The organism is Aeromonas fluvialis (genome assembly GCF_000819885.1).
In the GTDB taxonomy this organism is placed as follows: Bacteria; Pseudomonadota; Gammaproteobacteria; order Enterobacterales; family Aeromonadaceae; genus Aeromonas; species Aeromonas fluvialis.
In genome coordinates, this window is record NZ_CDBO01000035.1 from 42984 (window position 1) to 66829 (window position 23846).

Consider the following 23846-nt stretch of genomic DNA (forward strand, 5'->3'; position numbering starts at 1 on the left):
TATCCCCGAAAAGCCCATCGATTGTCAGCCAGTCTCTGATGGGGCGGGGCTAAATTTGCACGCTTCTTTACAAGAAGAAACGAGCGGACTGGCCGCTCGTTTCTGACTGTCATGGTGTCTCGTATGGAAAATATACTACGGCATAATCTGCGTTATCGGGTGCTGATAACCAGACGGCTGCTCTGTTTGACCTCTTCCATCACCACGTAGGTGCGGGTGTCGTTGACACCGGGCAGACGCAGCAGGGTTTCCCCCAACAGACGGCGGTAAGCCGACATATCGCTGACTCGGGTCTTGAGCAGATAGTCAAAATCCCCTGATACCAGATGGCACTCCTGGATCTCTTCAAGTACCTGAACAGCCTTGTTGAACTGTTCAAACACATCAGGAGCCCCGCGATTGAGGGTAATTTCAACAAAAACCAGCAACGACGCATCCAGATAATGAGGGTTCAGAATCGCGGCATATCCTTCGATATAGCCTTGTCGCTCGAGACGACGAACCCGTTCCAGACACGGTGTGGGACTCAGACCAACTCGTTTGGACAACTCAACATTCGAGATCCTGCCATCCTTTTGCAGTTCATTGAGAATGTTGCGGTCAATCCTGTCCAAATCCTTTAGCCGACTCTTAGCTTCCATCATTTAATTCCATCCTTTGGCTATTTTTTGGTAAGAATCACCGTTCATTTTATAATTATGGTCACAAATCCTGTCAATACCTGAATATACTAGGCGCAAATGTTGCCTAACATTTCAGCAACATAAACCACCAATCGATAGACGAGGGATAGCATGATTATCGGTGTACCTAAAGAGATAAAAAACCATGAGTATCGCGTAGGCATGGTTCCGGCCAGTGTACGTGAACTGACAGCACGAAACCACACTGTTTTCGTCCAAAGCGGTGCCGGAAATGGCATTGGCTTTAGCGATGCAGATTATACGGCTGCCGGCGCCGAAATTTTGACCTCTGCCGTCGAGGTATTCGCCAAGGCAGAGATGATCGTCAAGGTCAAGGAACCCCAACCTGTCGAATGTGCCATGTTGCGACCGGGCCAGCTCCTGTTCACCTACCTGCATCTGGCACCGGATCTGCCGCAAACCGAGGCGTTGCTGAAATGCGGGGCCATCTGCATCGCCTACGAGACCGTGACCGATGGCCGTGGCGGTCTGCCCCTGCTGGCCCCCATGTCGGAAGTGGCCGGACGCATGTCTATTCAGGCTGGTGCCCAAGCGCTGGAAAAATCCCGTGGCGGCAGCGGCATGCTGCTAGGCGGGGTACCCGGTGTCGAACCGGCCAAGGTAGTGATCATCGGTGGCGGTGTGGTCGGCTCCAATGCAGCCCGCATGGCCATTGGTATGCGTGCCGATGTGACCATCCTGGACAACAACGTCGAGACCCTGCGTCGTCTCGATAACGAGTTTCAGGGTGCGGCCAAGGTGGTCTACTCCAACAGCGAGACGCTGGAGCGCCATCTGCTGGCGGCCGATCTGGTCATCGGCGGTGTGCTGGTACCTGGCGCTACTGCGCCAAAACTTGTCAGCAGTGACCACATTGCACGTATGAAGCCGGGTTCGGCCATCGTCGATGTGGCGATCGATCAGGGTGGCTGTGTGGCGACGTCGCACCCCACCACCCATGAGGATCCCACCTTCATCGTCGACGACGTAGTGCACTACTGCGTTGCCAACATGCCGGGCGCGGTGGCCCGTACCTCGACCGTGGCACTCAACAACGCCACCCTCCCCTTTATCATCAAGCTGGCCCAGCAAGGCTACCGCGATGCCCTGTCGTCAGATGTACACCTGCGTCATGGCCTCAACGTGATGGAGGGCAAGCTCACCTGCAAGGAAGTTGCCGTAGCTCATGGCCTTGCCTATACGGATCCCCTTACCCTGCTGAACTGATCCGCGCTGGCGCTAGCCAGTCAACGATGAGTGAAAACCCGCCCGCGATGGGCGGTTTTTTTATCTCTTTTTTATGCCCAACGGGACTGTACCGCGATGCAGGAAGGCGATTGAAACAATCGACTCACTGGCCTTTGACCCCGGATCACGAATTACCTACAATCTCGCAAACTCATCACGTCTCGGAAATCACATCATGAGCCAAGTCATTCACAGCAAATTGCTGATCTTAGGGTCAGGCCCAGCCGGATATACTGCTGCCGTCTACGCCGCCCGTGCCAACCTCAATCCGCTGCTCATTACCGGCATGCAGCAAGGTGGCCAGCTGACCACTACCACAGAGGTAGAGAATTGGCCCGGCGATCCGGAAGGGCTGACCGGCCCGGCGCTGATGGAGCGCATGAAAGCCCACGCAGAAAAGTTCGATACGCGCATTCTGTTCGATCATATCAACAGCGTCGAGCTGACCCAGCGTCCGTTCCGCCTCAAGGGGGACAATGGTGAATACACCTGCGATGCGCTGATCATCGCGACCGGTGCCTCCGCCAAATACCTGGGTCTTCCCTCTGAAGAGGCCTTCAAGGGACGTGGCGTCTCCGCCTGCGCCACCTGTGACGGTTTCTTCTATCGCAATCAGGAAGTGGCCGTGATCGGCGGCGGCAACACCGCCGTTGAAGAAGCCTTGTATCTGGCCAACATCGCCAAGAAGGTGCACCTCATTCATCGTCGTGACGAGTTCCGTGCCGAGAAGATCCTGATCAAGCGTCTGCACGACAAGGTCAAAAGCGGCAACATTGTGCTGCATACCCACCAGACCCTGGACGAAGTGCTGGGCGATCAGATGGGGGTCACCGGTGTGCACCTGCGCAACACTCAGGATAACCGCACCAGCGAGCTGCCGCTGATGGGCGTCTTCATCGCCATCGGCCACCAGCCCAATACCCAGATCTTCGATGGCCAGCTGGAGATGCAAAACGGCTATCTGAAGGTACGTGGCGGCCTCGACGGTTTTGCCACCCAGACCAGCATTGAAGGGGTGTTTGCTGCCGGCGACGTGGCCGATCACAACTACCGTCAGGCCATCACCTCCGCCGGTACCGGCTGCATGGCAGCCCTGGATGCCGAACGCTACCTCGACGCGCAAGCGCAATAAGCGCTTATCCATTACGACAGAGCGATGAGTGGCAAAAGGTATTATCTGGTATACCTTTTGCCATATTGGACAATATATCTTGGTAGGGAACTCGCGTAATGAACAAAATTCTTCTGGTGGAAGATAGCCAAACCATCAGTCGTATGTTGGCCCAAGCTATCCGCCAACATATCAATCTGGAAGTCGATGCCGTCTATACCTTGGCCGAGTGTCTGGCCAAACGCCATGATGACTATTTTGTGGCGCTGGTCGATTTGACATTACCCGATGCACCTCATGGTGAAGCCGCCAGCGCATTACTGACTCGCGGGGTGCCTGTCATCATCCTGACCGCCAACCTATCAGAGGACTCCAGACGTTACTGGCTCGAGCAAGGCGTTCTCGACTACATCATCAAGGATTCCCGCTTCAGTGCTCAATACACTGTCAGCATGGTGCGACGCCTCTCCAATAACCGTACGATAAAAGCCATGGTAGTCGATGACTCCATGATGTCACGCCACCACATTGCCAACCTGCTACGTCGCCAGCTGTTGACCGTTTTTGAAGCAGAGTCTGGCCAGCAGGCATTGCAACTGCTCAGAGAACATCCCGCTATTCGCCTGATCGTAACAGATTATCTGATGCCGCAGATGGATGGCATAGAACTGATCCGCCGATTGCGGGAGCTCTTCGATAAACAGTCGCTTGCCATTCTTGGCCTCTCCAGCTCTGAAGACAAAACCCTTTCGGCCCGCTTCATCAAATTGGGAGCCAATGACTTTTTGAGCAAACCCTTCACCCCTGAGGAGCTCTACTGCCGGGTTGACCATAATCTGGAGACGCTGGAGCTGATGGATACCATCCGCGATACCGCCAATCGTGACTATCTAACCAACCTCTACAATCGCCGCTTTCTATTTGAACACGCCAATAAATGGTTGAAACAGCAATCTCAGCTGACCGCCTGCGTACTCGATATCGATCACTTCAAACGCGTCAATGACCAGTACGGCCACCAGGTTGGTGACATCGTTTTGAAACTGGTCGCGGAAAAGTTAAGGGAATACTTCAAGGAAGATCTGGTTGCCCGGCTCGGCGGTGAAGAGTTCTGCATTATCACTAAACAGACGCGTTTTTCGTACCTGCTTGAGCAATTGGAATTGTTCAGAGTGGCGATTTCACGGGAAGAGATCCGCGTAGACAGCACCACTTTTTCGATCACCATCAGCTTTGGTATCACCAACAGCCCTGCAGAGGAGATCGGCACTCTGCTCAACGATGCCGACCAGCTGCTCTATCAGGCCAAACACGCTGGCCGCAACTGCATCATGCAGCGAGAGCATCAATAGCTTTTATCTACCCGCACCCCATCATCGAAATAGAGAATACGTACCTTGTCACCATTGGCAAAGACCATGGCGGGATCATAATCCTGGATCACGTTGATAAGGGCATTTTGCTCGTTGCGGATCAGCAGCTCCACCAGCTTATTTTCCACAACGCTCCCCCCTGACTGGTATTGCTGCATGGCCGCAGCCCCCGCCAGCGCACCGACGGCGGTGGCAATTTCACGGCCATGACCGCCGCCAAACTGGTTGCCAAGCAGGCCACCCAGTACAGCACCGCCGAGCGTCTTCCAACCGGAGTGTTCGGACTCCAGGATCTGGCGCTGGGTGATATTGCGCACCGTCTCAACCTGGCCAAACACCACCTGATTGACCGGCCGCGCGGTATTGCGCTGGTAAACCTCCGCCCCGGCGGGCGCAGTGACAAAGCAGAGCAAGCTGGATACTATCAGGATAATGGCCTTCATCTATGAACCTCGTTGCCTTATGTCTCGCTATCTTACCCAACTGGATGATGAGCGCTGCTGGTTTCCCGACCCCTCGCATGCCTTGGAAGAGCCCAATGGTCTGTTGGCGATCGGGGGAGATCTCTCACCTGCTCGCTTGCTGGCAGCTTATCACAAGGGGATCTTCCCATGGAATGACCCCCACCAGCCGACGCTCTGGTGGTCACCGGACCCCCGTGGAGTAATACGTCCAGACCTGTTGCATATTGGACGTACCTTGCAGAAGATTATCCGCAAAACCCCATTCGATATTTCCGTCAATCGCGCCTTTAATGAAGTCATCACCGCCTGCGCCGCCCCTCGTCGCACCGCTGATGGCACCTGGATAAGCCAACCCATGATCGAAGCCTACCAGCAACTGCACCGGCTGGGTCATGCCCACTCTATCGAAATCTGGCAGGAGGGTGAGCTGCAAGCGGGGCTGTATGGCCTCTCTATCGGCCGACTGTTTTGCGGTGAATCCATGTTCAGCCGGATTGATAACGGCGCCAAGCTGGCCATGGTAGCACTCTGTCGTCACTTTTCACGCCATGGTGGAGCACTCATTGATTGTCAGATGCAGAATCCATTTCTGGCAACGCTGGGTATCGAAGAGTGGCCGAGAAGGCGTTTTCTGGCTGAACTGGCGCAGTTGAGTCATCAACCACTGCTGGATTCCTGCTGGCAAGAGGGAGAGATCTGGTTATGACCGAAGAAGTGATCCTCAAGGTTGGGCTCACCCCCAAACATCCCTGCAGCTATCTGGACCATGAGCAGGAGCAATTGCTGGTGCTCATGGATCACAGCCTGCTCAATGCCAGCGGCTATGAGCGTCTACTGACAGCAGGGTTTCGCCGTAGCGGCAACGACATCTACCGGCCACACTGCCCCGCTTGCCATGCCTGCCAGTCACTGCGTATTCACAGCGAGGCGTTTCGCCCGAGCCGAGGGCAAAAACGCATCCGCCAGCTGAACAGGGATATCGAGATCGTCCTGAGCTACGATGACAAGCCAGAATATTATGCGTTGTATGAACGCTATATCCGCGAACGTCATCAGGATGGCAGTATGTATCCACCTAATCGAAAACAGTACCGCGGTTTCCTTCACTGTGACTGGATGCCCCCTCTCTATCTGGAGATGCGCAAGGAGGGACGCCTTGTCGGCGTGGCCACCACAGACTTGCTTCCCCACTCCCTGAGCGCCATGTATACCTTTTTCGACCCCGACTATGCCGACCGCTCGCTCGGCACCTTTGCCATACTGAGACAGCTGGATCTGGCCAAACGCACCGGACGTAGCTGGCTCTATCTCGGCTATCTGGTGGAGGCGTGCCGAAAGATGAATTACAAACGTAATTACCTTCCCCATGAGGTGCTGTTCCAGGGGGAATGGAAAAATATCGATAGCAAGACCGAGTAAACTTTACACATAGCCTTAAATCCGGCATGATCCAGCGGTTTTTTGTTGTGGCTTATCAAGAGGATTCAATGGCTAAAGAAGACAGTATTGAGATGCAGGGCACTATTCTCGAAACCCTGCCCAATACCATGTTCCGTGTGGAACTGGAGAATGGTCACGTGGTTATCGCTCATATTTCCGGCAAGATGCGCAAAAACTACATTCGTATCCTGACTGGAGACAAAGTAACGGTAGCACTGACGCCCTACGATCTCTCCAAGGGACGTATTGTTTTCCGCTCTCGCTAAGCCAGGAATTCAGCAAAAAACCCCAACCTTTCGGTTGGGGTTTTTTGTCGTTTTCTGATCACTGACGCTTAGTGGGAAACAGCTTCAACATTGACCTGAAAATCAAAGCTGAGGCTGTCATTTACCAACTCAACCTTCACAATCCCCCCGTCAACCAGTGCGCCAAACAGGATCTCGTTGGCCAGGGGTTTCTTGAGGTGCTCCTGGATCACCCGACCCATCGGTCTGGCGCCCATGGCTCTGTCATATCCCTTCTCCGCCAACCAGTGGCGGGCACGCTCGGACACCTCGAGGGAGACTCCCTTCGCATCCAGTTGAACCTGCAACTCAACAATGAACTTGTCGACCACCTGATGGATCACCGTCATATCGAGATGGTTGAACCAGATGGTGTGATCAAGCCGATTACGAAACTCCGGACTGAAGGTCTTGTTGATCACCGCCATGGCATCGTGGCTCAAATCCTGTTGCTGGAAACCAATCGATTTGCGCTGGGTCTCCTGCACACCGGCGTTGGTAGTCATCACCAGAATCACGTTACGGAAATCGGCCTTGCGCCCGTTGTTGTCCGTCAACGTACCGTTATCCATCACCTGCAGCAGCAGGTTGAACACATCCGGATGCGCTTTCTCAATTTCGTCGAGCAACACCACCGAGTGGGGATGCTTGATCACCGCATCGGTCAACAACCCCCCCTGTTCAAAACCGACATAACCGGGAGGCGCGCCAATCAGACGTGAAACAGTGTGACGCTCCATGTACTCGGACATATCAAAGCGCAGCATCTCGACACCCAATGCCTTGCCCAACTGCTGGGTCACCTCTGTTTTACCGACACCGGTAGGACCGGCAAACAGGAAGCAACCAACCGGGCGACGCTCGTTGCCAAGTCCTGAGCGTGATAGTCGGATGGCATCAGCCAGCACTTCAATGGCCTTGTCCTGACCAAAGACCACCATCTTGAGATTGCGCTCCAGGTGCTTCAGCACCTCTTTATCAGAGGATGAGACAGATTTCTCAGGAATGCGGGCTATCTTGGCTACGATGGACTCAATCTCCTGCACATTGATCACTTTCTTGCGCTTGCTCGCAGGTAGCAACCGTTGACCAGCACCCGCCTCGTCGATCACGTCGATCGCCTTGTCGGGCAAATGACGGTCATTGATGTACTTGGCAGAGAGCTCGGCAGCTGCACGGATCGCCTTGGCGGTATAGCGCACGCCGTGGTGGGCTTCATAGCGACTCTTGAGCCCCATCAGGATACGAGTGGTGTCATCGATAGTCGGCTCGACGATATCGATCTTCTGGAAGCGACGGGCCAGCGCACGGTCTTTCTCGAAGATCTGGGCGTACTCCTGATAAGTGGTGGATCCCACACAGCGGAGCAAACCATTGGAGAGCAGCGGCTTTATCAGGTTGGCCGCATCCAGCTGACCACCGGATGCCGCACCGGCGCCAATGATGGTATGGATCTCGTCGATAAAGAGGATGGCCCCTTCCTGACGCTCAATCTGTTTGAGCAGTACCTTGAGGCGCTTCTCGAAGTCCCCGCGATATTTGGTGCCCGCCAGCAGAGACCCCATATCCAGCGAATAGATGGTACTGCCCGCAATCACCTCGGGCACATCCCCCTTGACGATGCGATAGGCCAGACCTTCGGCAATGGCGGTTTTACCCACGCCCGCTTCACCCACCAGCAGCGGGTTGTTCTTGCGACGGCGGCAGAGCACCTGAATGGTACGGTTGAGCTCCTGATCGCGGCCAATCAGCGGATCGATGCGTCCTTCCAGCACCAGCTGGTTCAGGTTGGTGGCAAAGCTTTCTATCTGTGCGGCCGAGACATCATCATCAGACTCGGGATTGTTATTGTTGCCGAGATCCGGCTTGTTGTCCTTGCGCACCCCGTGGGAGAGGAAATTGACGACGTCGAGACGGCTGATCTCGGCTTTTTTCAGGAAATAGGCAGCTTGTGACTCCTGTTCACTGAAGATAGCGACCAGCACATTGGCACCGCTGACTTCGGTATTGCCGGAGGATTGCACATGGAAGACGGCACGCTGCAACACGCGCTGGAAGCCCAGTGTCGGCTGGGTTTCACGATCTTCGTCATCACGTGGAATAAGCGGGGTTGTTTGAGTGATGAATGCGCGGATCTCCTTGCGCATCTGCTCGACATCGGCACCACAGGAGCTCAGCGCTTCATGGGCTGAACTGTTATCCAGAAGGGCTAACAACAGGTGCTCGACGGTCATGAATTCGTGGCGCTCGTCACGGGCCAGTTTGAAAGCCTCGTTCAGCGTCTTTTCTAGATCTTTATTCAACATAGGCACCTCCCCTAGTACAGCTACAATGTGGTGTCACACTCGCCATCAAGTCATCAGATTCAAGCCTTTTCCATAGTACAGAGCAGTGGATGTTCGTTGTTACGTGCATAGGTGTTGACTTGGACAACCTTGGTTTCGGCGATCTCTGCGGTAAACATGCCGCAGACACCCTTACCACTATAATGCACACTCAGCATGACCTGAGTCGCCTTGTCCAAATCCATACCAAAGAACTTTTGCAGCACCTCCACCACAAACTCCATGGGTGTGTAGTCATCGTTGTTCAACACAACCTTATACATGGGTGGCGGCTGCAGCTTTGTTTTCTCTGCTTCTGCAATCTCTTCATTAGCAAAGAGTTCTTTCTGCTTGCTCATAATCGCGCTTTGGTACCTCTAGATTACTACCGTCTAACACAAGGTTGTCAATAGACTTGTTAACCAGATCACATGAGCTGTTAACAACTCCTTGACTCGCTCAAAAGTTAGACTAGATTGGTTACTTGCTAATCTGTGCCCGTCTGCTATGGGCTCATGTCCCTAGTTATAATGGGCTGGCGCAGGTTACTCAACGACTTCTGGGTAATCAATAATAAGGATGTAGAAGTATGGCAACCGGCACAGTTAAGTGGTTTAACAACGCAAAAGGATTTGGGTTTATCTGTCCGGAAGGAGGCGGTGAGGATATCTTCGCTCACTACTCCACGATTCAAATGGAGGGCTACAAGACCCTGAAAGCGGGTCAGGCCGTCAATTTTGAACTGCAACAGGGGCCGAAAGGAAATCACGCCTCTGTGATTGTGCCAAACGAAGCACAAAATATGTAAATAACACCCGTTGGATAAATAAAAAACCGGTTCCTCTGTGAGCAACCGGTTTTTTATTGTCAGATTTCTGGCGAACCCTGCCTCCTCACGGGATAAAAGGGTTATCACCAACCATGATCAGTCGTGATAGTCACTGCAGGCGATCAGGGTATTTTCCATTAGGCTGGCCACCGTCATCGGGCCAACGCCACCGGGTACCGGGGTAATGAAAGAGGCATGGCAGCGCGCCGTCTCAAACTCCACATCCCCGACCAACGAGCCATCCGCCAAGCGGTTGATGCCCACATCGATCACCAGCGCCCCGGGCTTGATCCACTCGCCCGGAATAAAGTTGGCTTTACCAACCGCGACGACCAGCAGATCGGCACGGCGTACCTGATCTTCCAGATCCCGGGTAAAGCGGTGACAGGTCGTGGTCGTGCAGCCCGCCAGCAGCAATTCGAGGGTCATAGGACGCCCCACTATGTTGGACGCCCCCACCACGACAGCATGCAGACCGTGCGTCTTCACGCCGGTGGTCTCGATCAGCGTCATGATCCCTTTCGGAGTGCAGGGGCGCAGCGCCGGAATACGTTGGGCCAGACGGCCGACGTTATACGGGTGGAATCCATCTACATCCTTGTCAGGCTGGATCCGCTCCAGCACCTGAGTAGTATCAAAGTGATCAGGCAACGGCAGCTGAACCAGAATGCCATCTACGTGGCTATCCGCATTCAGCTGGTCAATCAGCGCCAGCAGCTCTTCCTGACTGGCAGTGGCACTCAGATCATAGGAGCGGGAGAGAAAACCCACCTCCTCACAGGCCCGGCGTTTGCTGCCGACATAAACCTGAGAGGCGGGATCCGCCCCCACCAGAATGACTGCCAACCCTGGAGCCCGTTTCCCTGCTGCCAACCGCTGTTGGACTTGCGCCGCGACCTGGTTGCGAATCGTTTGCGCAACCTGTTTTCCATCTATGATTTTGGCAGACATCGTTCTCCACTCACCATGTGTTCAACTGCCGCGCATTGTCGCATTTTTTTAGCCGGGATGTTAGCGGCAGACGCACGCCAGACCTGTAGCGGGCAATAAGTAGACACTTGAATTTACTGGGGGAAAAAGTCATTGACGCTGCCCCTTACGCTTGGCTATGATGCCCGCCCGTTGCCCAGTACGACGCATGTCGATATGCTGGTCAGGGATTTTCGGTGATTAGCGCAGTCCGGTAGCGCATCTGGTTTGGGACCAGAGGGTCAAAGGTTCGAATCCTTTATCACCGACCAAGTTCATTGATTTGTTTTACGACAAATCAATACAAAGCGCCCTTAGCTCAGTTGGATAGAGCAACGGCCTTCTAAGCCGTGGGTCACAGGTTCGAATCCTGTAGGGCGTGCCATTAATTATGTGTTGTAAATCAAGTGGTTAGGCGTGTTAACTGGTGATTTCACCCCGTTCGCTATCCTCACCCTTGTTCGCCTTGGCAAGCCCTTGGCACACACTGATGGCAAAAGTTTCTGTGGTGGCTGTAGCTCAGTTGGTAGAGTCCCGGATTGTGATTCCGGTTGTCGTGGGTTCGAGCCCCATCAGCCACCCCATTTTTCGCTGTTGCGTTCTGCTCCTCCGGGGTCATAACCGTCAGCCCGTCAGCCTCGCTGACACTGTGCTATCTCGCACAACTCCAACCGGCCTTGTGCCGGTTTTTTGTTTTTAACGCGATCACACCAGTGTCCCAAGGAGGCGACCTGTATGTCCCTGATCAAGCCACGCAGCAACAAATCCTCTCGCCGTGCATCCCCTCCTCGCGCCAGCGCCAACCCCGCGCTCGACCTCTTTCATCGTCACTGGCACGCCATCGAGAAGCAGCAAGCCAAAATGGACAAGTTCGCCAGCGACGGGCGTGCTATCTATGACCGTTTCTGCCACGAGATCGAACCGCTCGAGCGCCAGCAGTGTGCCCTCATCTATCAGCTCTGCCAGCGCCTCACCACCTTCACTGCGCGCAAGAGCTTTACCCAGTGGCAGCGCGAGACCTTGCATGATTGGATCCACGAGCTGTTTAGCTACCTCGAGTCCAACCCTTTTCGCGGGGAGCTGGATCTTGAAGCCATCGCCATCGACCTGCAGGCCAACAGCAGCGCACTCATGGATGAGGAGATGATCGAGCAGCAGTGCGATTTGATGTACGCCATGTTGATGGAGGCCTGCGGCCACGCCCCCGACGACCGGGAACAGTTGCGGGCATTCGTACGCGACCCGCACCAGCTGCGCGACTACATGCTCAATGCTCGGGCCCAGGCGCACTCCGCCGACCAAGACGATGGCGACGCGGGTGAGGAAGGTGATGACGTCTCCTTTGACTGGGATCTCGAGGGGATCGATGAGGACGAGGACGAGGACAATCCCTTTGCTGATCACGCATTCGAAGACGATGAACCGGAGCACGCCGCCGGCCAGGTCGATGCGCTGTTTGATAAATCCAGCTTAAAGCAGCTCTATCGCAAGCTGGCCATGGCCTTGCACCCCGATCGCGAGCCAGATCCGGTTAAACGTGAGGAAAAAAACCAGCTGATGGGTCAGCTTAGCCACGCCTGGGAGCATCAGGAGATGTTCACCCTCTTGCAGTTGGCACATACCCATCTGCCTGAGTCGGAGAGCCTGCTCAGTGCCGACAATCTGGCCTACATCAATCCGCTGCTCAAACGGCGGCTGCGCGACCTCGAACGTCAGTACTATCTCGAGACGGAGCAGGGCCTGCTGGCGGTGGTGCTCAGACGGTTCAAACAACGCTCCAAGAAAAAGACCGAGGCGGCGTTTGCCGAGCATCGTGCCTATCTGGAGCAAGATATTGACGACCTCCAGCAGCATTTGGCCGAGATCCGCTCCTTGCAGACCCTCAAGCCCTATCTGTCCGCCCGCTTGAATGCGCAGCAAGACGCCTTCTGGGATGATGGCTTCGATCTGGACTCGCTGTTTCGCTGACAGTTTCGCTGACTTAACACCGGTTGTGGTCAGGGACCGCCATGGGCCTTGACCACATCCCGCCGACAAGAGCCCGTAGTTAGGATGTGACCGCGCTGGCAACACGCCCCACCCCGCTTTGTGATCACCTCCGCAATCTCATCATTTTTTACCCATCCTCCCCGTCGAACGACTAGCCAAATTCGCTTGGCTCCCTAATGTAGGGGCTATCTGCCTCACGCTGATTGGACGCATGCATTTATCAACCCAGTATGATGCCTTTACCCTGCACCCCATGCTCGCCCGCTTTGCGACGCTGGCGAGCTCATACCCGCTGCATGACGCCCTGCGACGTCCCTCGCCGTTGACCCGGATCGCCAGCCTGACCCCGCTGCTGGTCAGCGAGCGATGCAAACGCCCCGATCAGCGCGGCCATCAGATCACCCTGCTCGGCCCGTTGTTGCCGCTATTGTGGTGGCCTGCGCTCGATCAGCCCCCCGCCGGCTTGCCACTGACCCAGGTCACGTTAACTGATGACAAACTAGAGGCCATGCTGTGCGCCGAACTGCTGCGCTATATGCAGTTATCCCCCGACGGGACGGTGCCTGAGTGGGGACGCCGCGTCCTCAACCAGGCGCTGGATCAGGCCGCCCGCCAGCGGCTGTTCGGTCAGACCAGCAAGCTGTCGCAACAGGATGTTGCCGATTGGCTGGGGTTGAGCCGTGCTCAACTGGCCCATCAGGCCAGGCACCTGACGCAGGGCCGTGTCCACCGGGAAGACCCCGTGGCAGAGCCGGCTTTTTTCAGCCAGTGGCAAGCGGCACAGTGTGATCATTGATCCGGCGCCCCTTGATCCTGCCGAACGGGTCTGGCAGCTGCTATTTCCGGTCGCGTTGACCCGCGACCATTCACTGATCGCTCATAAGCTGTGCCAGGCAATTGCCGAAGATATCGACCTGGGCCGCGAGTTTGATCAGCTGCTGGCAGCGGATCGGCAGTGGCTGACGCAGCGGCTCGATGCCATGGCACAGTCAGTGCAGCCGGATGCGATGCAACCACCGTGCTCGTTAACACAGCAAGACAGTGCGGCACGGGCCCTGCGTGGTCAGCTCAAACAGCAAAAAACCCTCAGTAAATATTATTTTGTCGATTGTGTGCTGGCCGAGTTGCAGCACGGGGTGACCCTCAATGCGACGCTGTTTGCCCTCTTCAAAAAGCTGACCTTGCTGGCGGCGATCACCCTCACTCGCCTGAATCTGAGCGAGCAGATCCGGGAAGATGGGTCCATCGATGCGGCCCTGCGCAATGTCCGTCTGGCGGCCGATCAGCGCCGCGGCTCGCTGCTGGTGTTTCTGTCCAAGCTCGATCTCACCTTGCCACTCGACACCCTGATCACGGCGATCGAGGATCAACGCCCCGAATTTGCCAACAACAAGACCCTGACCGGTCAGGTCGATACCCTGCTGCGGGTACTTGAGCGGCTGGTCGAGCAGCGCGTCAAGCAGCAACGGGGGGGCGGTGCCCACCGTGAGCATGCCAATCAAAAACTGGAGTTCAGTCCACTGACCCTGGCCGAGGATCAGGTGCAGATCTCCCGCATCAGTGCCCTGCTCACCCATCAGGGACGGCGCGGGCTCAGCGACGGGGAGCTGGAAATTCAGCGCGATAGGCCAACCGATCAAGAGACTTGGCTCATCACCCAGCAAGGCGATGACCTCGAAGCGGTCCCCCCCTTGATGGATTGGCAGGCTCGCGCCCAGCAGAGTCAGTCGGTGGCCTTGAGCATGTCGCTGCGCGCGCAGTTACTGCCCTGTGATCCGGGCTGCGCGCAGGCGCGTGATATCACCACCCTGGTCAAGGCACTGTGCAAAGGAGCGGCGCATCAACCCGCCATGCTGGCACTGCTGGCGATGCTGGTGTTGGGGCTCGATTGGCCAGCGCTTGGCCAGTTACCGGTGTGGACCCGGGGGCCTGCCAAGTGGCCTGGCCCCGGACGTGCCTTTGGCAAGGATGAGGAGCACTTCAATGACAACGGGATCTGGTGCCTGGAAACGCACTTTGCGCTGCAGCGTTGGCATCAGGTGGCCAACAGTCAGGTGCACCGGGGCTTGAACGCCTTGCTGCCCAAGGTGCATTTTTACCTGTTATTGCCGCTCCCAGAGCAGCTGCGCCCCTTGATTGTCGATGATCGGTGGCAGCCGGTGACCCGCCAGATGCTGCAGCAGACGCTTGGCGAATTGTGTCAGCGCTACCGCCTCACCCTGACCCTGGCCCAGCTCAGCCGTTACCTGGCTCAGTGGCTCAAACGCCATCAGGTGGATGAGGCGATCAGCGGTCTGCTGCGCGGGAAAACCGCCCAGCAATGCGCGCCGCTGGCCTACAGCCACCTCCAGCATGAGGCGGTGCTCAGGGTGTGGCACAGCTATCTGGCCCAGCTGGGCTGTGCCACCGACGCCACCCCGGCACCGGACACCGCAATCGGCAGTCGGCTCTATCCCGACAGTGCGACACTGCGCACCTTGCTGGCCCCCTATCAGCACTATCTCAGCCAGCCTGAGATAGTCGCCCTGCGCCGCCAGTATGACCCGCGTTATCACAACCTGCTGGTGCGCCACACCTTGCTGATCCTCAATCTGGCCACCGGGGCCCGCCCGGTGACCGACATGTATGGTGAGCGTCGCAGTTATGATCCGCGGCTCGCCGTGATGCTGCTGACCGACAAAGAAGCCCGCGACTGCAGTGCGGCCCGGCTGGTGCCATTGCCCCCGCTGGCGCTGGCGCAATTACAGGCGCTCGATGATCACCTGGCCCAGCTGGCGATGAGCCGTGCACCGGGCTTGCAGGCTGCCGCCACTGCGGCGCAGGCCGCACGGGATAATCAGCGCCCCATGCTGTTTTGGCTTGAACGTGACGACAGCACCGACAGCACCATCCCCTGGCAGGTCGCCCCCATCACGGTGCAGTCGATGTGCGATCACTTCGACACACTCTTACCCCTGCCCGCCAACTGGCACCGCCACGCCCTGCGCTCAGAGCTGCTGGCACGCGCGCAGCCTACCCATCTGATCAACGCCATGCTCGGTCATGAGGAGATGGGACAGGAGTTTGGCCATCCCTTCAGTGGCGCCTCTTTGCAAAGCCTGCGGACACTGGCGCCGCTGATCCAGACGTGGCTGGAGGCACTCGGCTTGACCGCCCTGGCGGGCTGGGGCTGCCGATGAATGGGCCACAGACCCTAAACGGCAATCCCCTGTGGGAGGCTCGGGAACGGCTGCGCAAGGCAACCGAGGACGCCCCCCGCCACGGCCATCAGGCCCGCAGCAAGAGACGACGGTTAGCGCAGCAACAGATCGAACGGATCGCCCTCACGGCGCTGGAAAAATACCTGCCCAAGCTATTTCATCCCACCCCGGAGGTGGGTCAATTCAGCATCCTGTGGCCCCATTTTATCGAGGGGCTGGGGCTGGCCTGCCGCAGCGAGGCGCACTATCGGGCCGCGCTGATGGTGGTGGTGAAACTGCTCCATCTGGGCAATACCCGCCAGTGCTGGTCGCTGCCCCTGCCCACCTTGCCAGTGACGGTGCAGCGCCGACCGCAACGCCAGAGCGAAAGTTGGCTACAACACGGCAGCGCAGTCCTGGCCGCCCAGCAACAGTGGCTGACACGCATCGACCAACGTAACACTCCCGATAGCGAGCAGTTGCTGGTCGATATTGTGCAAAGTGCCGCCATGCACAGCGGGCTCAACAGTGCGGCCCGCCTTTATCAGCTGGCCCTGGCGGTCAACCAGCGCACGCCACTTTGGCACAATGGCCAGCAGCTGTGGCTGGCGTTCAGTGACCGCGGGCGCCCTCATCCCACCAACGCCACAACAGGCCATGAGCCTTGCTGTGAATGGCGCTTTTTCCCGGCGCTGCCGACCCTGGGGCTGCTCTGGCGCTGGTATCGGGGCCAGCATCAGTGTGCCTTGCCCGCTGATCTGGCTGGCTTTGACCTCTGGCTGCGACCCCGGCTGGCCCACCCCCTGCCCTCCCTCGATAAGCTGGCGCGCTTTGGCACCCTCGTCGCCGAGTGCCAACCGGGGGTGGCCTGGCCGCAGATCCTGGTGGGGGTGGCCAACGGCAGCCTGAGTGCCACCAGCCTGCCCCACGCCAGCTGGCAGGCCCTGCATCAGAGCCACTTGCCCTCGGTCAGCGACCTCTGCCAGCTGCCCCTGACTGCGCCGGCAGATCCGGATGAGCTGGCCACCCCCGCCTCACAACGGCAACGGGGGCGCCATTTTTCGCCCTTTTTGGAGTCCCTGCGCCGCGCCCTGGCCGAACGCGCCAGCGCGACCACCAAGATGACCGCCTCCGCCAGCCTGCAGGCGGTGCGCGCCATCGACACCCGGGCGCTGGGGTTGGCGGAGCTGATCCTGCATGGCTGGTGCTGCCATGCCCTTGAACATCGCCGCAACAAGCCTTCCAGCCTGCGTACCTACCTCGCCAATGGCGGGGTACAGTGGCTGACCCGCTGCCATGGTCACGACATTGGCCAGTGGTCGGGCGAGACCTGGCTGGCTCACTATCACGCCCTGCTGGAGGAGTATCGTAACCCGGCCATTACCCCGGGTCAGTTCGATCACCCCACCCCGGATGGCCCCCCTGCGACCGACTCGCCAGCGACCTTAACCCGGCATGCCAGCTATGTCGCCGAGCGGTTAACCCAGTTGCATCAATACGGGGTCAGGCACCATGGTCTGGCGCCCCTGCCCGAGAGCCTGCTCGATGGGGTACGCAGTCACCCCCATGTGCGCGCCGGGTTGATCAGCGAACCGCTATTTAACACCCTGCTGCAGGCATTGGCCGCCCACCCCGGCCTCAATGACCGCCTGAGAGAACAGCTGATCATGATCACCCTGCTGGCCGGGCGCGCCGGGCTGCGGCTGTCGGAGCTGATCAAACTGCGGGTGCAGGATATCGATGATCACCCCGAGGGCTGGCTGCGAGTCCGCAATACCCCGCTCGATGATGGCAAGAGCCCCAGTGCCCGGCGCAATATTCCGATCAGCGTGCTGCTTACCCAGAGTGAAGCGGCGCGACTGCAGCAATATGTGCATCAAATGCACAACCGCTATGCCAAGGCGCCGCAAGCCCTGCTGTTTGCCAGCCACGAGGGCAGCCAGATCCCGCTCACCCCCTCACAGATCACCACCCCGATCATCACCCTGCTGCGTGCCTGCGGCGGCCACAACCTGGTGTTTCACCATTTGCGCCACAGCGCATTAGGCAAGCTGCAGCTGGCGCTGCATCACCATGAACTGGCGCTGCATCATCACCCGGTCGGCTTATGGCCTAATGTGCTGCCGTGGGACGCTGCCCAGTGCCGGGCCATTGTGACCGCCATCACCGCAGACCACGCCCCAAGCAGTTATTGGGCACTGGCGCAATGTGCCGGTCACCTGGGACCAGACACCACCCTGCACAGCTACCTGCACCTGTGCGACTGGATCAGCGCGGGCTGCTTGCAGCAGGCCGAGTTTGACTGGACACCCACCCAGCGCCGCTACTTCACCGGGCTGAGCGATAACCAGTTACGCGAAAGCGGGCTCGGGCAAGGGTCGCTCAGCTACCCTCGCTGCTGGCCACTGCTGCAACACAAGATGCGTCGCCACCTCCACCTGCTGGCCGTGCAGCACAGCGAGATCTCGCCGCTGCCGCCCCCACCCAAACGCAAGATCGACTTTTTTGTCATCGTCGATGCACTGCGCCAGGTGGAGCAAGGCAAAAACCTGCAAAGCCTGCTGGCTGGCTATGACCTGTCGCCCGCCCAGATCAGCGAATGGCTGGGCAAAGCCCGGGCGCTGGGGCAACTGCGCACCCGCCGCCAGCGCTCCCGGCTGCTGGCCGAGCATCGCAAACGACCGGTGCTGCCCGGCGCCCCTCGCAGCCATGCAGAGCAGCAAGCATTAACCAAACTGGTCAGTGCGGCGCGCCGCCTCTATCGCCGTGAACCCGTGGCATTAAGCCACTGGTTGCGCTACCTGCTGCTGCACACCACCACCAGCAAACATGGGATCCACTTCAGTGACCCCGCTCAATTGCAGCCGTTTATTGCCACCACCTGTCGGCTGCTGCCCGCCCAGCGGCTGGAGGTCACCCTGCACGTCAAACCGGCCGATCTCGCCACCTGGCAACGAGGGCTACCCAAAGGCATCACCCAGCACCAGCCAACCGGTACACCCCAGCAGCGCAACCGCGCCATATTGCGGGTACGGCACCCGGATGAACACGGCATCCTCACCAGACAGCAGGCCAAATCAGGCCCGGGGGCCCGCTTTGAGCACTACAGCAGCCCGGTGCTGATCCTGCTCGCCTACGTCATCAGTTTACAGTTGTTTACCCAGGAGGAGATTGAGGGGTGGGGCAAGGATGACACCCGCGATCAGCGCGGTCAGAAAGACGCGCGATAGGTTTATGGATGCCAAAAATCAGGGGAAGCAGCAAGATCAGACTGACTGGTTATTTGCCTCGATCCAGACCTTAGGCAAGCGTCACCATTTACGGCGTTTGCGCCGGATCATTTCGATTACATCGTAGTCGATGAGTTTCATCATGCCGCTGCGGATACCTCTCGGCGACTACTGGATCACTTCCAACCCCGCTTCTTGCTGGGTTTGACCGCCTCGCCGGAGCGCACCGATCATGCTGATATTCTCTCTCTGTGTGATAACAATCAGGTTTTTGCATGCCACTTTGCCGAGGCCATCGAACAACATTTTTAGTCCCGCGGCCTATCACTGCATCCTTGATGACACCATCGACTATACCGCCTTGCCGTGGCGCACGAACTGGCTTGGCTATTAGAGCACTCCTTTCAGCTTCGTTTGACTGGCTCACCGATGATGGCCATGCATCCGAGTAGGATTATTTAGTTACCATTTTTACCCCGAGCCATGGCCAATATTTTACTCACTGCGTGAATGATGTGGTCTCTACGCCCTGTCAGTCCCTGCAGGTAGTTTCCGCAATACCTGCCTAAGGAGTGATTTGATATCCCGTAATTCATCACTTAGCAATGCAACTTGTTGTTCCAGTGTCAATTCAACCTCTTGCAACAACTCATCCGATAAAAATTTGCCTGCATCGAGATCAAACCACTGTGGCTTGGCCAAGTATGTATTATTAATTTTTCTGGTTGATGGCGATTGAGCATCACGCAGCTTATCTTGCAGTGCCAGTTTACTCTCATCAGAACCATGGTTGATGAAAACGGTCAAAGGACTAAATTTTTTCAGATTTTCATTTTGCGGATTCAGAACAAAATCGAGCAAACCGCTCTGGTCAGCATGAGCGGAATAATAGCCTGACATATCAATTAGCCTGGCACTGCCCTGGTTCTTCCCTGCTGCTTGTAACAGGCTATGACCAGCGGTCCCTTGCGCCTGATATCCAGTCAACAAAATTGCATTTTGGGGATTGTCTTTCAATAACTCAAGGTATTCGACTACCGGGCCTGCATTGCACATCCCTGAACTGGCTATAATAATTTTATGGGTAGTGATCGAATCTGCTGGCGTTTTTATTTTCATTTTTATGCCAGTATCAATTTTTCTCATTATTTGACGATCAGTCACTATGTTTCGATCGGCAAAAAATTGTTGCAAGCGTTCATTCTCTATAAAACCCAATGACTGCAGCAGATCGTCATTCAAATACATATGTTTATTATTAGACGACTTATCGAACAATCTCTCGCTATAAATTTTTGAGATTTTATGCCCCAATGGTGAATGGACACACCATTCAAAACGTCTTGGTTTTCCATGCTCATCAAAAACGGCATGCCGGTTTAATTCGATAGCTTGCCATATATCACACATCAACTCCTGGGTTCGATGTAATGAGAAGGCGGGAATAAGTAATATCCCATCCCCAACAAGGCAGACCTCATCAATGACGCGCCATAATGCCGCAAGACGTTGCGCCCTTGATTTTAACATCGCGTCTCTGGGTCTGCTGCCATAGGTGGATTCAACCACAAGATAATCAGTCTGGGGATAGGGATAATGCTCTGACTTTAACAGCGGTAAATATTCATGACCATCAATATTACAACCTATATCACCACTGAACATAATAGTACGCCAGGGATCTTCGGGATGATTCGGCTCTTTCCAGGCTATCGAAATATGTACCGCACCTAAAATATGACTACTGCGCAGGAAAGTGAATTTTAAACCATCAGTCAGTGACAGCGTTTGTCCCCATTTGAATGGTTGCTCATCGACCACGCTCCATGAAATACCATTGAGCAAGGTCAGATCACCACCATTTATTTTCAAGGCATCACGTAACATCACCTCTGCAATTTCTTTGGTTGCCCTGGTCGCATAGACTTTGCCCGTAAAACCCTGCTCAACCATCTCTGGCAATAAACCACAATGGTCGAGATGTGCATGCGTCAGTAAAACAAAGTTAATCTGTTCAGGTTGAAAAGGAAAGTAGTTTTTATCCACATCACAATATTGAGGTTCATCCCCTCCTTGATAAGCTCCGCAGTCTACCAAAAATTGTGTATTGGTTGCCGTATGATGCAACCATGAGCAAGATCCGCTAACACTATTAACGGCCCCAACAAAATTAACTTTTAACATTCAGCTATCCATCCATAGATACGTTGCTGATAAAAACCTGCCTAAACAGGCGATGTTATCGGGTTAAACTTTACTATTATTCAGTTTCCCCTTATGGAAAACCTTGGCAGGGATCACACATTAATATGATATTTAATCAAAAGGCGAGCACCCTGCTCGCCTTTTTTCAGCCATGACGGTTCACTGCACCCCGAGCGCTTTATACACGGCATCCACCGGATCAGCATAAAAGCTGATTTGAAACTTGGAGAAGATCTCCGCCGGTACGGTTGGAATATCCGAGGCAGACGCCATCGGCAGCAATACACGTTTTCCGCCACTGTCCATCGCCAGTTGCAGACTACCGGCCAAATCCTCAACCGGATTGACCACACCGCCTAGCGTCATGTCACCCAGTACCACCATCTGCTCTTGTACCGGCTTGCCCATCAGAATGGAACAAAACGCCACCAGCGCAGCCAGACTGGTTTTGGTGCTGGGGCCGGAGTTATGTAGTTCGACCACATGCAAATGGTACTCATGCTCGGAGAATTTGGCCGTTGCGCTGACCCGATTCAGGTTGCCTTTGAAGTAATCGAAACCGACCCGGATCGCCTCCTTCGCTGGCGTATTGGAACCCAGGCCTGAGGTCGAATGCTTGCCATTGCCAGGCGTCATTTGGGTTTCAAAACGATAAAGGCCTAATTGCCCTGCCCCGCCCTTGGTGACCATATGCACCACCCCGGGCTTACCCAATCCCTCCGGGATCAACTGGCTGCCACCTTGTTCCGGTACATTGACAAAAAACTCTTCCAACGTCTGATTATCGAGATAGCTGAAATGCACATCAAAAAACTCCATACCACCGAGTTTCTTGAGCTGCTCCTTGATACGCCGACGAAGCTCCAGCGCATAGGTCAAACAACGGCGCACATCTTCTTTATCAAACACGCCATGGGGATGCAGGAGTTTCAACAACCCGGACACAGTACGACGCACCGCAATTACATCGCGCTGGTTCAGGTTATTACCCAATTTGAAGAAGCGATCGATGGCATCCGAGAAACTGCGTTTACGCATCTCGCGCATATACTCGGCGAGATAATCGGTGATCAGGCCATAACTGTTGGTAAAAAACTCCGGCCGCATCTTGGGAATATCCCAACCGGGGATATAGGCATGGAAGCGATCAAAGAAGGCCGTATCGATCATCGCCTCCGGGAACGGCGCCAGCAGATGGCTGGTCTTGACCAGGGTCTCGACACTCTGGTTAATGTTGCCAACAAAGACCATGGATGCCTTGGCTTCTATCGAATCACGACCACGGGAGAAGGACCCAGAGGCCATGTAATCCTTCATGATCTGTACGCCGTCTTTATCCTTGAAGGTGATCCCCGCCACCTCATCAAAAGCCACCACATCCCACATGCCCACCAGACCAACCTGGCGCGAACTCATGTTGTAAAACAGGTTAGCTACCGTTGTCTGCCCACCGGAGACCAACAAGGAGTTGGGTGAACACTCCTTATAGACATGGCTTTTACCCGTCCCCCTCGGCCCCAGCTCACAGACGTTGTAGTTATTTTCAACAAAGGGGATCATCCGGGTCAGCAGATGCCACTTAACCCGTTGCTGCAAGTTGGTCGGCTCCATGCCGATGGAGCGGATTAATACATCCAGCCACTGATCAGTATTAAAGTGAGCTCGTGCGGCAAACAGCTCCTCCATATCCATAGAGGGCATCTGGATCGGCTTTAAGGTAAAAATGGAGAAGGGGGAGATCTTCTGTCCCTCCTCATAGAAGTAATTGAGGGTGATGATGCACCAGATCCCGCCGGTCAGCAGTTTTTCGTTTTGCTTGACGATATTGGCCGGGATCACCGCATCCTTGATGCCCAGATTAGAGAGCTGCGCCTCGTAAACATCCTTTTTCTGATTGAGTTTGACCCCAACCTTATCGATCACCTTGAAGCTGCCCCGCTCACGGATCAGTGACTTGACCTTCTCTGCCTCATCGGGGCGCACATAATTCTCGGCCAGGATCTTCTTGACGTTTTCCAACCCCTCGCGCACCACCTCATCATCATCCGAGGCGCAATACATGCCGAGCAAATATTCCAGCACATAGACAGGCACATTGGCCCCTTCCTTGAGCTGTTTGGTCAGATCCTTGCGCACTACTTTGCCTTTGAAATAGCGATTCAGGCGCGCATCGAGATCCAGGCTGGCATGCTGCGCCAGCTCATCTGCCGCACTTGCCGCACCGGCCGCATCGGCCGCATCGGCAAACGGATAACCAGATATCAAACCGGGCTCGGCACTGTTGTCATAAACATGGCGCTCATCATCACCTGGCTCACCGCCCGGATACACATCCATCTGCTGGATCAACACATTGTTGGTGATATGGGTAACAGAGGTGGCTGGCTGCTCCGGTTTCTCTTTACCGATATATTCGCCTTCAGTGGCACTCATTTCATCGTGTGGCATCGGGTCACTCCAAGGCATGGCCTGAGCCATGCCTTATTTCATCAATAAAAGTTCAAGACGTTCGGGATCA

19 protein-coding genes and 3 tRNA genes are annotated in these 23846 nt (G+C 55.9%); 15 read left to right on the forward strand and 7 right to left on the reverse strand.

From position 1 onward, the window contains the following. Positions 1–152 precede the first annotated feature (152 nt). A complete protein-coding gene (gene lrp, locus BN1125_RS07500) occupies positions 153–644 on the reverse strand; it encodes a leucine-responsive transcriptional regulator Lrp (protein ID WP_005300047.1) in 492 nt (163 codons plus the stop codon). Between the two features lie 150 nt (positions 645–794). Here lrp and ald point away from each other — a divergent pair, with 150 nt between their 5' ends. From ald to BN1125_RS07515, 3 genes are all read left to right on the forward strand, one after another. Further along, positions 795–1910 (forward strand): alanine dehydrogenase, encoded by a 1116-nt coding sequence (gene ald / locus BN1125_RS07505; RefSeq protein WP_042011533.1) that lies wholly within the window; start codon positions 795–797, stop codon positions 1908–1910. A 196-nt stretch (positions 1911–2106) separates the two neighbouring features. Beyond that, a complete protein-coding gene (trxB, locus tag BN1125_RS07510) occupies positions 2107–3063 on the forward strand; it encodes a thioredoxin-disulfide reductase (protein WP_042011535.1) in 957 nt (318 codons plus the stop codon). Between the two features lie 98 nt (positions 3064–3161). Then, entirely contained in the window at positions 3162–4394 is a 1233-nt protein-coding gene (locus tag BN1125_RS07515) for a diguanylate cyclase (RefSeq protein WP_042011536.1), read from the forward strand. Here BN1125_RS07515 and BN1125_RS07520 read toward each other — a convergent pair. After that, on the reverse strand, positions 4388–4858 hold the full coding sequence (locus BN1125_RS07520) for an outer membrane lipoprotein (RefSeq protein WP_042011537.1): 471 nt from the start codon (positions 4856–4858) through the stop codon (positions 4388–4390). The two genes, BN1125_RS07515 and BN1125_RS07520, sit on opposite strands and share 7 nt — an antisense overlap. A 19-nt stretch (positions 4859–4877) precedes the next feature. Here BN1125_RS07520 and aat point away from each other — a divergent pair, with 19 nt between their 5' ends. The 3 genes from aat (at position 4878) to infA (ending at position 6585) form a co-directional block, all read left to right on the forward strand. After that, positions 4878–5585: a leucyl/phenylalanyl-tRNA--protein transferase gene (gene aat / locus BN1125_RS07525; protein WP_042011538.1), complete on the forward strand. Its 708-nt coding sequence runs from the start codon at positions 4878–4880 to the stop codon at positions 5583–5585. After that, the gene (locus tag BN1125_RS07530) at positions 5582–6298 is read left to right on the forward strand and encodes an arginyltransferase (RefSeq protein WP_042011539.1); all 717 of its coding nucleotides are present in this window, start codon (positions 5582–5584) and stop codon (positions 6296–6298) included. Before aat ends, BN1125_RS07530 begins: the two co-directional genes overlap by 4 nt. Positions 6299–6366: 68 nt before the next feature. Further along, positions 6367–6585 (forward strand): translation initiation factor IF-1, encoded by a 219-nt coding sequence (infA, locus tag BN1125_RS07535; protein WP_005300033.1) that lies wholly within the window; start codon positions 6367–6369, stop codon positions 6583–6585. 68 nt (positions 6586–6653) lie between these two features. On the opposite strand, the gene clpA is transcribed toward infA, so the two are convergent. Together clpA and clpS are read right to left on the reverse strand one after the other, a co-directional pair. Continuing rightward, positions 6654–8909, reverse strand: coding sequence for an ATP-dependent Clp protease ATP-binding subunit ClpA (gene clpA, locus BN1125_RS07540; protein WP_042011540.1), 2256 nt, complete (start codon positions 8907–8909; stop codon positions 6654–6656). 59 nt (positions 8910–8968) lie between these two features. Then, entirely contained in the window at positions 8969–9286 is a 318-nt protein-coding gene (gene clpS, locus BN1125_RS07545) for an ATP-dependent Clp protease adapter ClpS (protein WP_005337111.1), read from the reverse strand. Positions 9287–9516: 230 nt separating this feature from the next. Between clpS and cspD the strand changes: the two genes are divergently transcribed. Next, positions 9517–9735: a cold shock-like protein CspD gene (gene cspD / locus BN1125_RS07550; RefSeq protein WP_005300025.1), complete on the forward strand. Its 219-nt coding sequence runs from the start codon at positions 9517–9519 to the stop codon at positions 9733–9735. Between the two features lie 117 nt (positions 9736–9852). On the opposite strand, the gene folD is transcribed toward cspD, so the two are convergent. Next, positions 9853–10707: a bifunctional methylenetetrahydrofolate dehydrogenase/methenyltetrahydrofolate cyclohydrolase FolD gene (gene folD, locus BN1125_RS07555; protein WP_042011542.1), complete on the reverse strand. Its 855-nt coding sequence runs from the start codon at positions 10705–10707 to the stop codon at positions 9853–9855. Positions 10708–10920: 213 nt separating this feature from the next. Here folD and BN1125_RS07560 point away from each other — a divergent pair. The 8 genes from BN1125_RS07560 (at position 10921) to BN1125_RS19495 (ending at position 19435) form a co-directional block, all read left to right on the forward strand. Continuing rightward, a tRNA-Pro gene (locus BN1125_RS07560) sits at positions 10921–10997 on the forward strand. Between the two features lie 36 nt (positions 10998–11033). Continuing rightward, a tRNA-Arg gene (locus BN1125_RS07565) sits at positions 11034–11110 on the forward strand. A 123-nt stretch (positions 11111–11233) separates the two neighbouring features. Beyond that, positions 11234–11309 (forward strand) — tRNA-His (locus BN1125_RS07570). Between the two features lie 151 nt (positions 11310–11460). After that, complete coding sequence (locus BN1125_RS07575; protein WP_042011543.1) at positions 11461–12693, forward strand: J domain-containing protein; 1233 nt, start codon at positions 11461–11463, stop codon at positions 12691–12693. A gap of 232 nt (positions 12694–12925) precedes the next feature. After that, positions 12926–13510: a hypothetical protein gene (locus tag BN1125_RS07580; protein WP_010674957.1), complete on the forward strand. Its 585-nt coding sequence runs from the start codon at positions 12926–12928 to the stop codon at positions 13508–13510. Next, positions 13500–15893 carry a hypothetical protein gene (locus BN1125_RS07585; RefSeq protein ID WP_052446094.1) on the forward strand — a complete coding sequence of 798 codons (2394 nt, stop codon included), beginning with the start codon at positions 13500–13502 and terminating at the stop codon, positions 15891–15893. Before BN1125_RS07580 ends, BN1125_RS07585 begins: the two co-directional genes overlap by 11 nt. Further along, the gene (locus BN1125_RS07590) at positions 15890–19123 is read left to right on the forward strand and encodes a tyrosine-type recombinase/integrase (protein WP_042011544.1); all 3234 of its coding nucleotides are present in this window, start codon (positions 15890–15892) and stop codon (positions 19121–19123) included. Before BN1125_RS07585 ends, BN1125_RS07590 begins: the two co-directional genes overlap by 4 nt. 120 nt (positions 19124–19243) lie before the next feature. Further along, positions 19244–19435, forward strand: coding sequence for a DEAD/DEAH box helicase family protein (locus tag BN1125_RS19495; protein WP_244268479.1), 192 nt, complete (start codon positions 19244–19246; stop codon positions 19433–19435). Positions 19436–19645: 210 nt separating this feature from the next. Here BN1125_RS19495 and BN1125_RS07595 read toward each other — a convergent pair whose 3' ends face one another. Both BN1125_RS07595 and brxL read right to left on the reverse strand, forming a co-directional pair. Continuing rightward, entirely contained in the window at positions 19646–21307 is a 1662-nt protein-coding gene (locus BN1125_RS07595; protein WP_042011546.1) for an MBL fold metallo-hydrolase, read from the reverse strand. 180 nt (positions 21308–21487) lie between these two features. Next, on the reverse strand, positions 21488–23776 hold the full coding sequence (brxL, locus tag BN1125_RS07600; RefSeq protein WP_156993200.1) for a protease Lon-related BREX system protein BrxL: 2289 nt from the start codon (positions 23774–23776) through the stop codon (positions 21488–21490). Positions 23777–23846 lie beyond the last annotated feature (70 nt).

Coding starts and splice junctions, on each gene's coding strand:
- lrp (WP_005300047.1), bottom strand. CDS start 644: ATGATGGAAGCTAAGAGTCGGCTAAAGGATTTGGACAGGATTGACCGC.
- ald (WP_042011533.1), top strand. CDS start 795: ATGATTATCGGTGTACCTAAAGAGATAAAAAACCATGAGTATCGCGTA.
- trxB (WP_042011535.1), top strand. CDS start 2,107: ATGAGCCAAGTCATTCACAGCAAATTGCTGATCTTAGGGTCAGGCCCA.
- BN1125_RS07515 (WP_042011536.1), top strand. CDS start 3,162: ATGAACAAAATTCTTCTGGTGGAAGATAGCCAAACCATCAGTCGTATG.
- BN1125_RS07520 (WP_042011537.1), bottom strand. CDS start 4,858: ATGAAGGCCATTATCCTGATAGTATCCAGCTTGCTCTGCTTTGTCACT.
- aat (WP_042011538.1), top strand. CDS start 4,878: ATGTCTCGCTATCTTACCCAACTGGATGATGAGCGCTGCTGGTTTCCC.
- BN1125_RS07530 (WP_042011539.1), top strand. CDS start 5,582: ATGACCGAAGAAGTGATCCTCAAGGTTGGGCTCACCCCCAAACATCCC.
- infA (WP_005300033.1), top strand. CDS start 6,367: ATGGCTAAAGAAGACAGTATTGAGATGCAGGGCACTATTCTCGAAACC.
- clpA (WP_042011540.1), bottom strand. CDS start 8,909: ATGTTGAATAAAGATCTAGAAAAGACGCTGAACGAGGCTTTCAAACTG.
- clpS (WP_005337111.1), bottom strand. CDS start 9,286: ATGAGCAAGCAGAAAGAACTCTTTGCTAATGAAGAGATTGCAGAAGCA.
- cspD (WP_005300025.1), top strand. CDS start 9,517: ATGGCAACCGGCACAGTTAAGTGGTTTAACAACGCAAAAGGATTTGGG.
- folD (WP_042011542.1), bottom strand. CDS start 10,707: ATGTCTGCCAAAATCATAGATGGAAAACAGGTTGCGCAAACGATTCGC.
- BN1125_RS07575 (WP_042011543.1), top strand. CDS start 11,461: ATGTCCCTGATCAAGCCACGCAGCAACAAATCCTCTCGCCGTGCATCC.
- BN1125_RS07580 (WP_010674957.1), top strand. CDS start 12,926: ATGCATTTATCAACCCAGTATGATGCCTTTACCCTGCACCCCATGCTC.
- BN1125_RS07590 (WP_042011544.1), top strand. CDS start 15,890: ATGAATGGGCCACAGACCCTAAACGGCAATCCCCTGTGGGAGGCTCGG.
- BN1125_RS07595 (WP_042011546.1), bottom strand. CDS start 21,307: ATGTTAAAAGTTAATTTTGTTGGGGCCGTTAATAGTGTTAGCGGATCT.
- brxL (WP_156993200.1), bottom strand. CDS start 23,776: ATGCCACACGATGAAATGAGTGCCACTGAAGGCGAATATATCGGTAAA.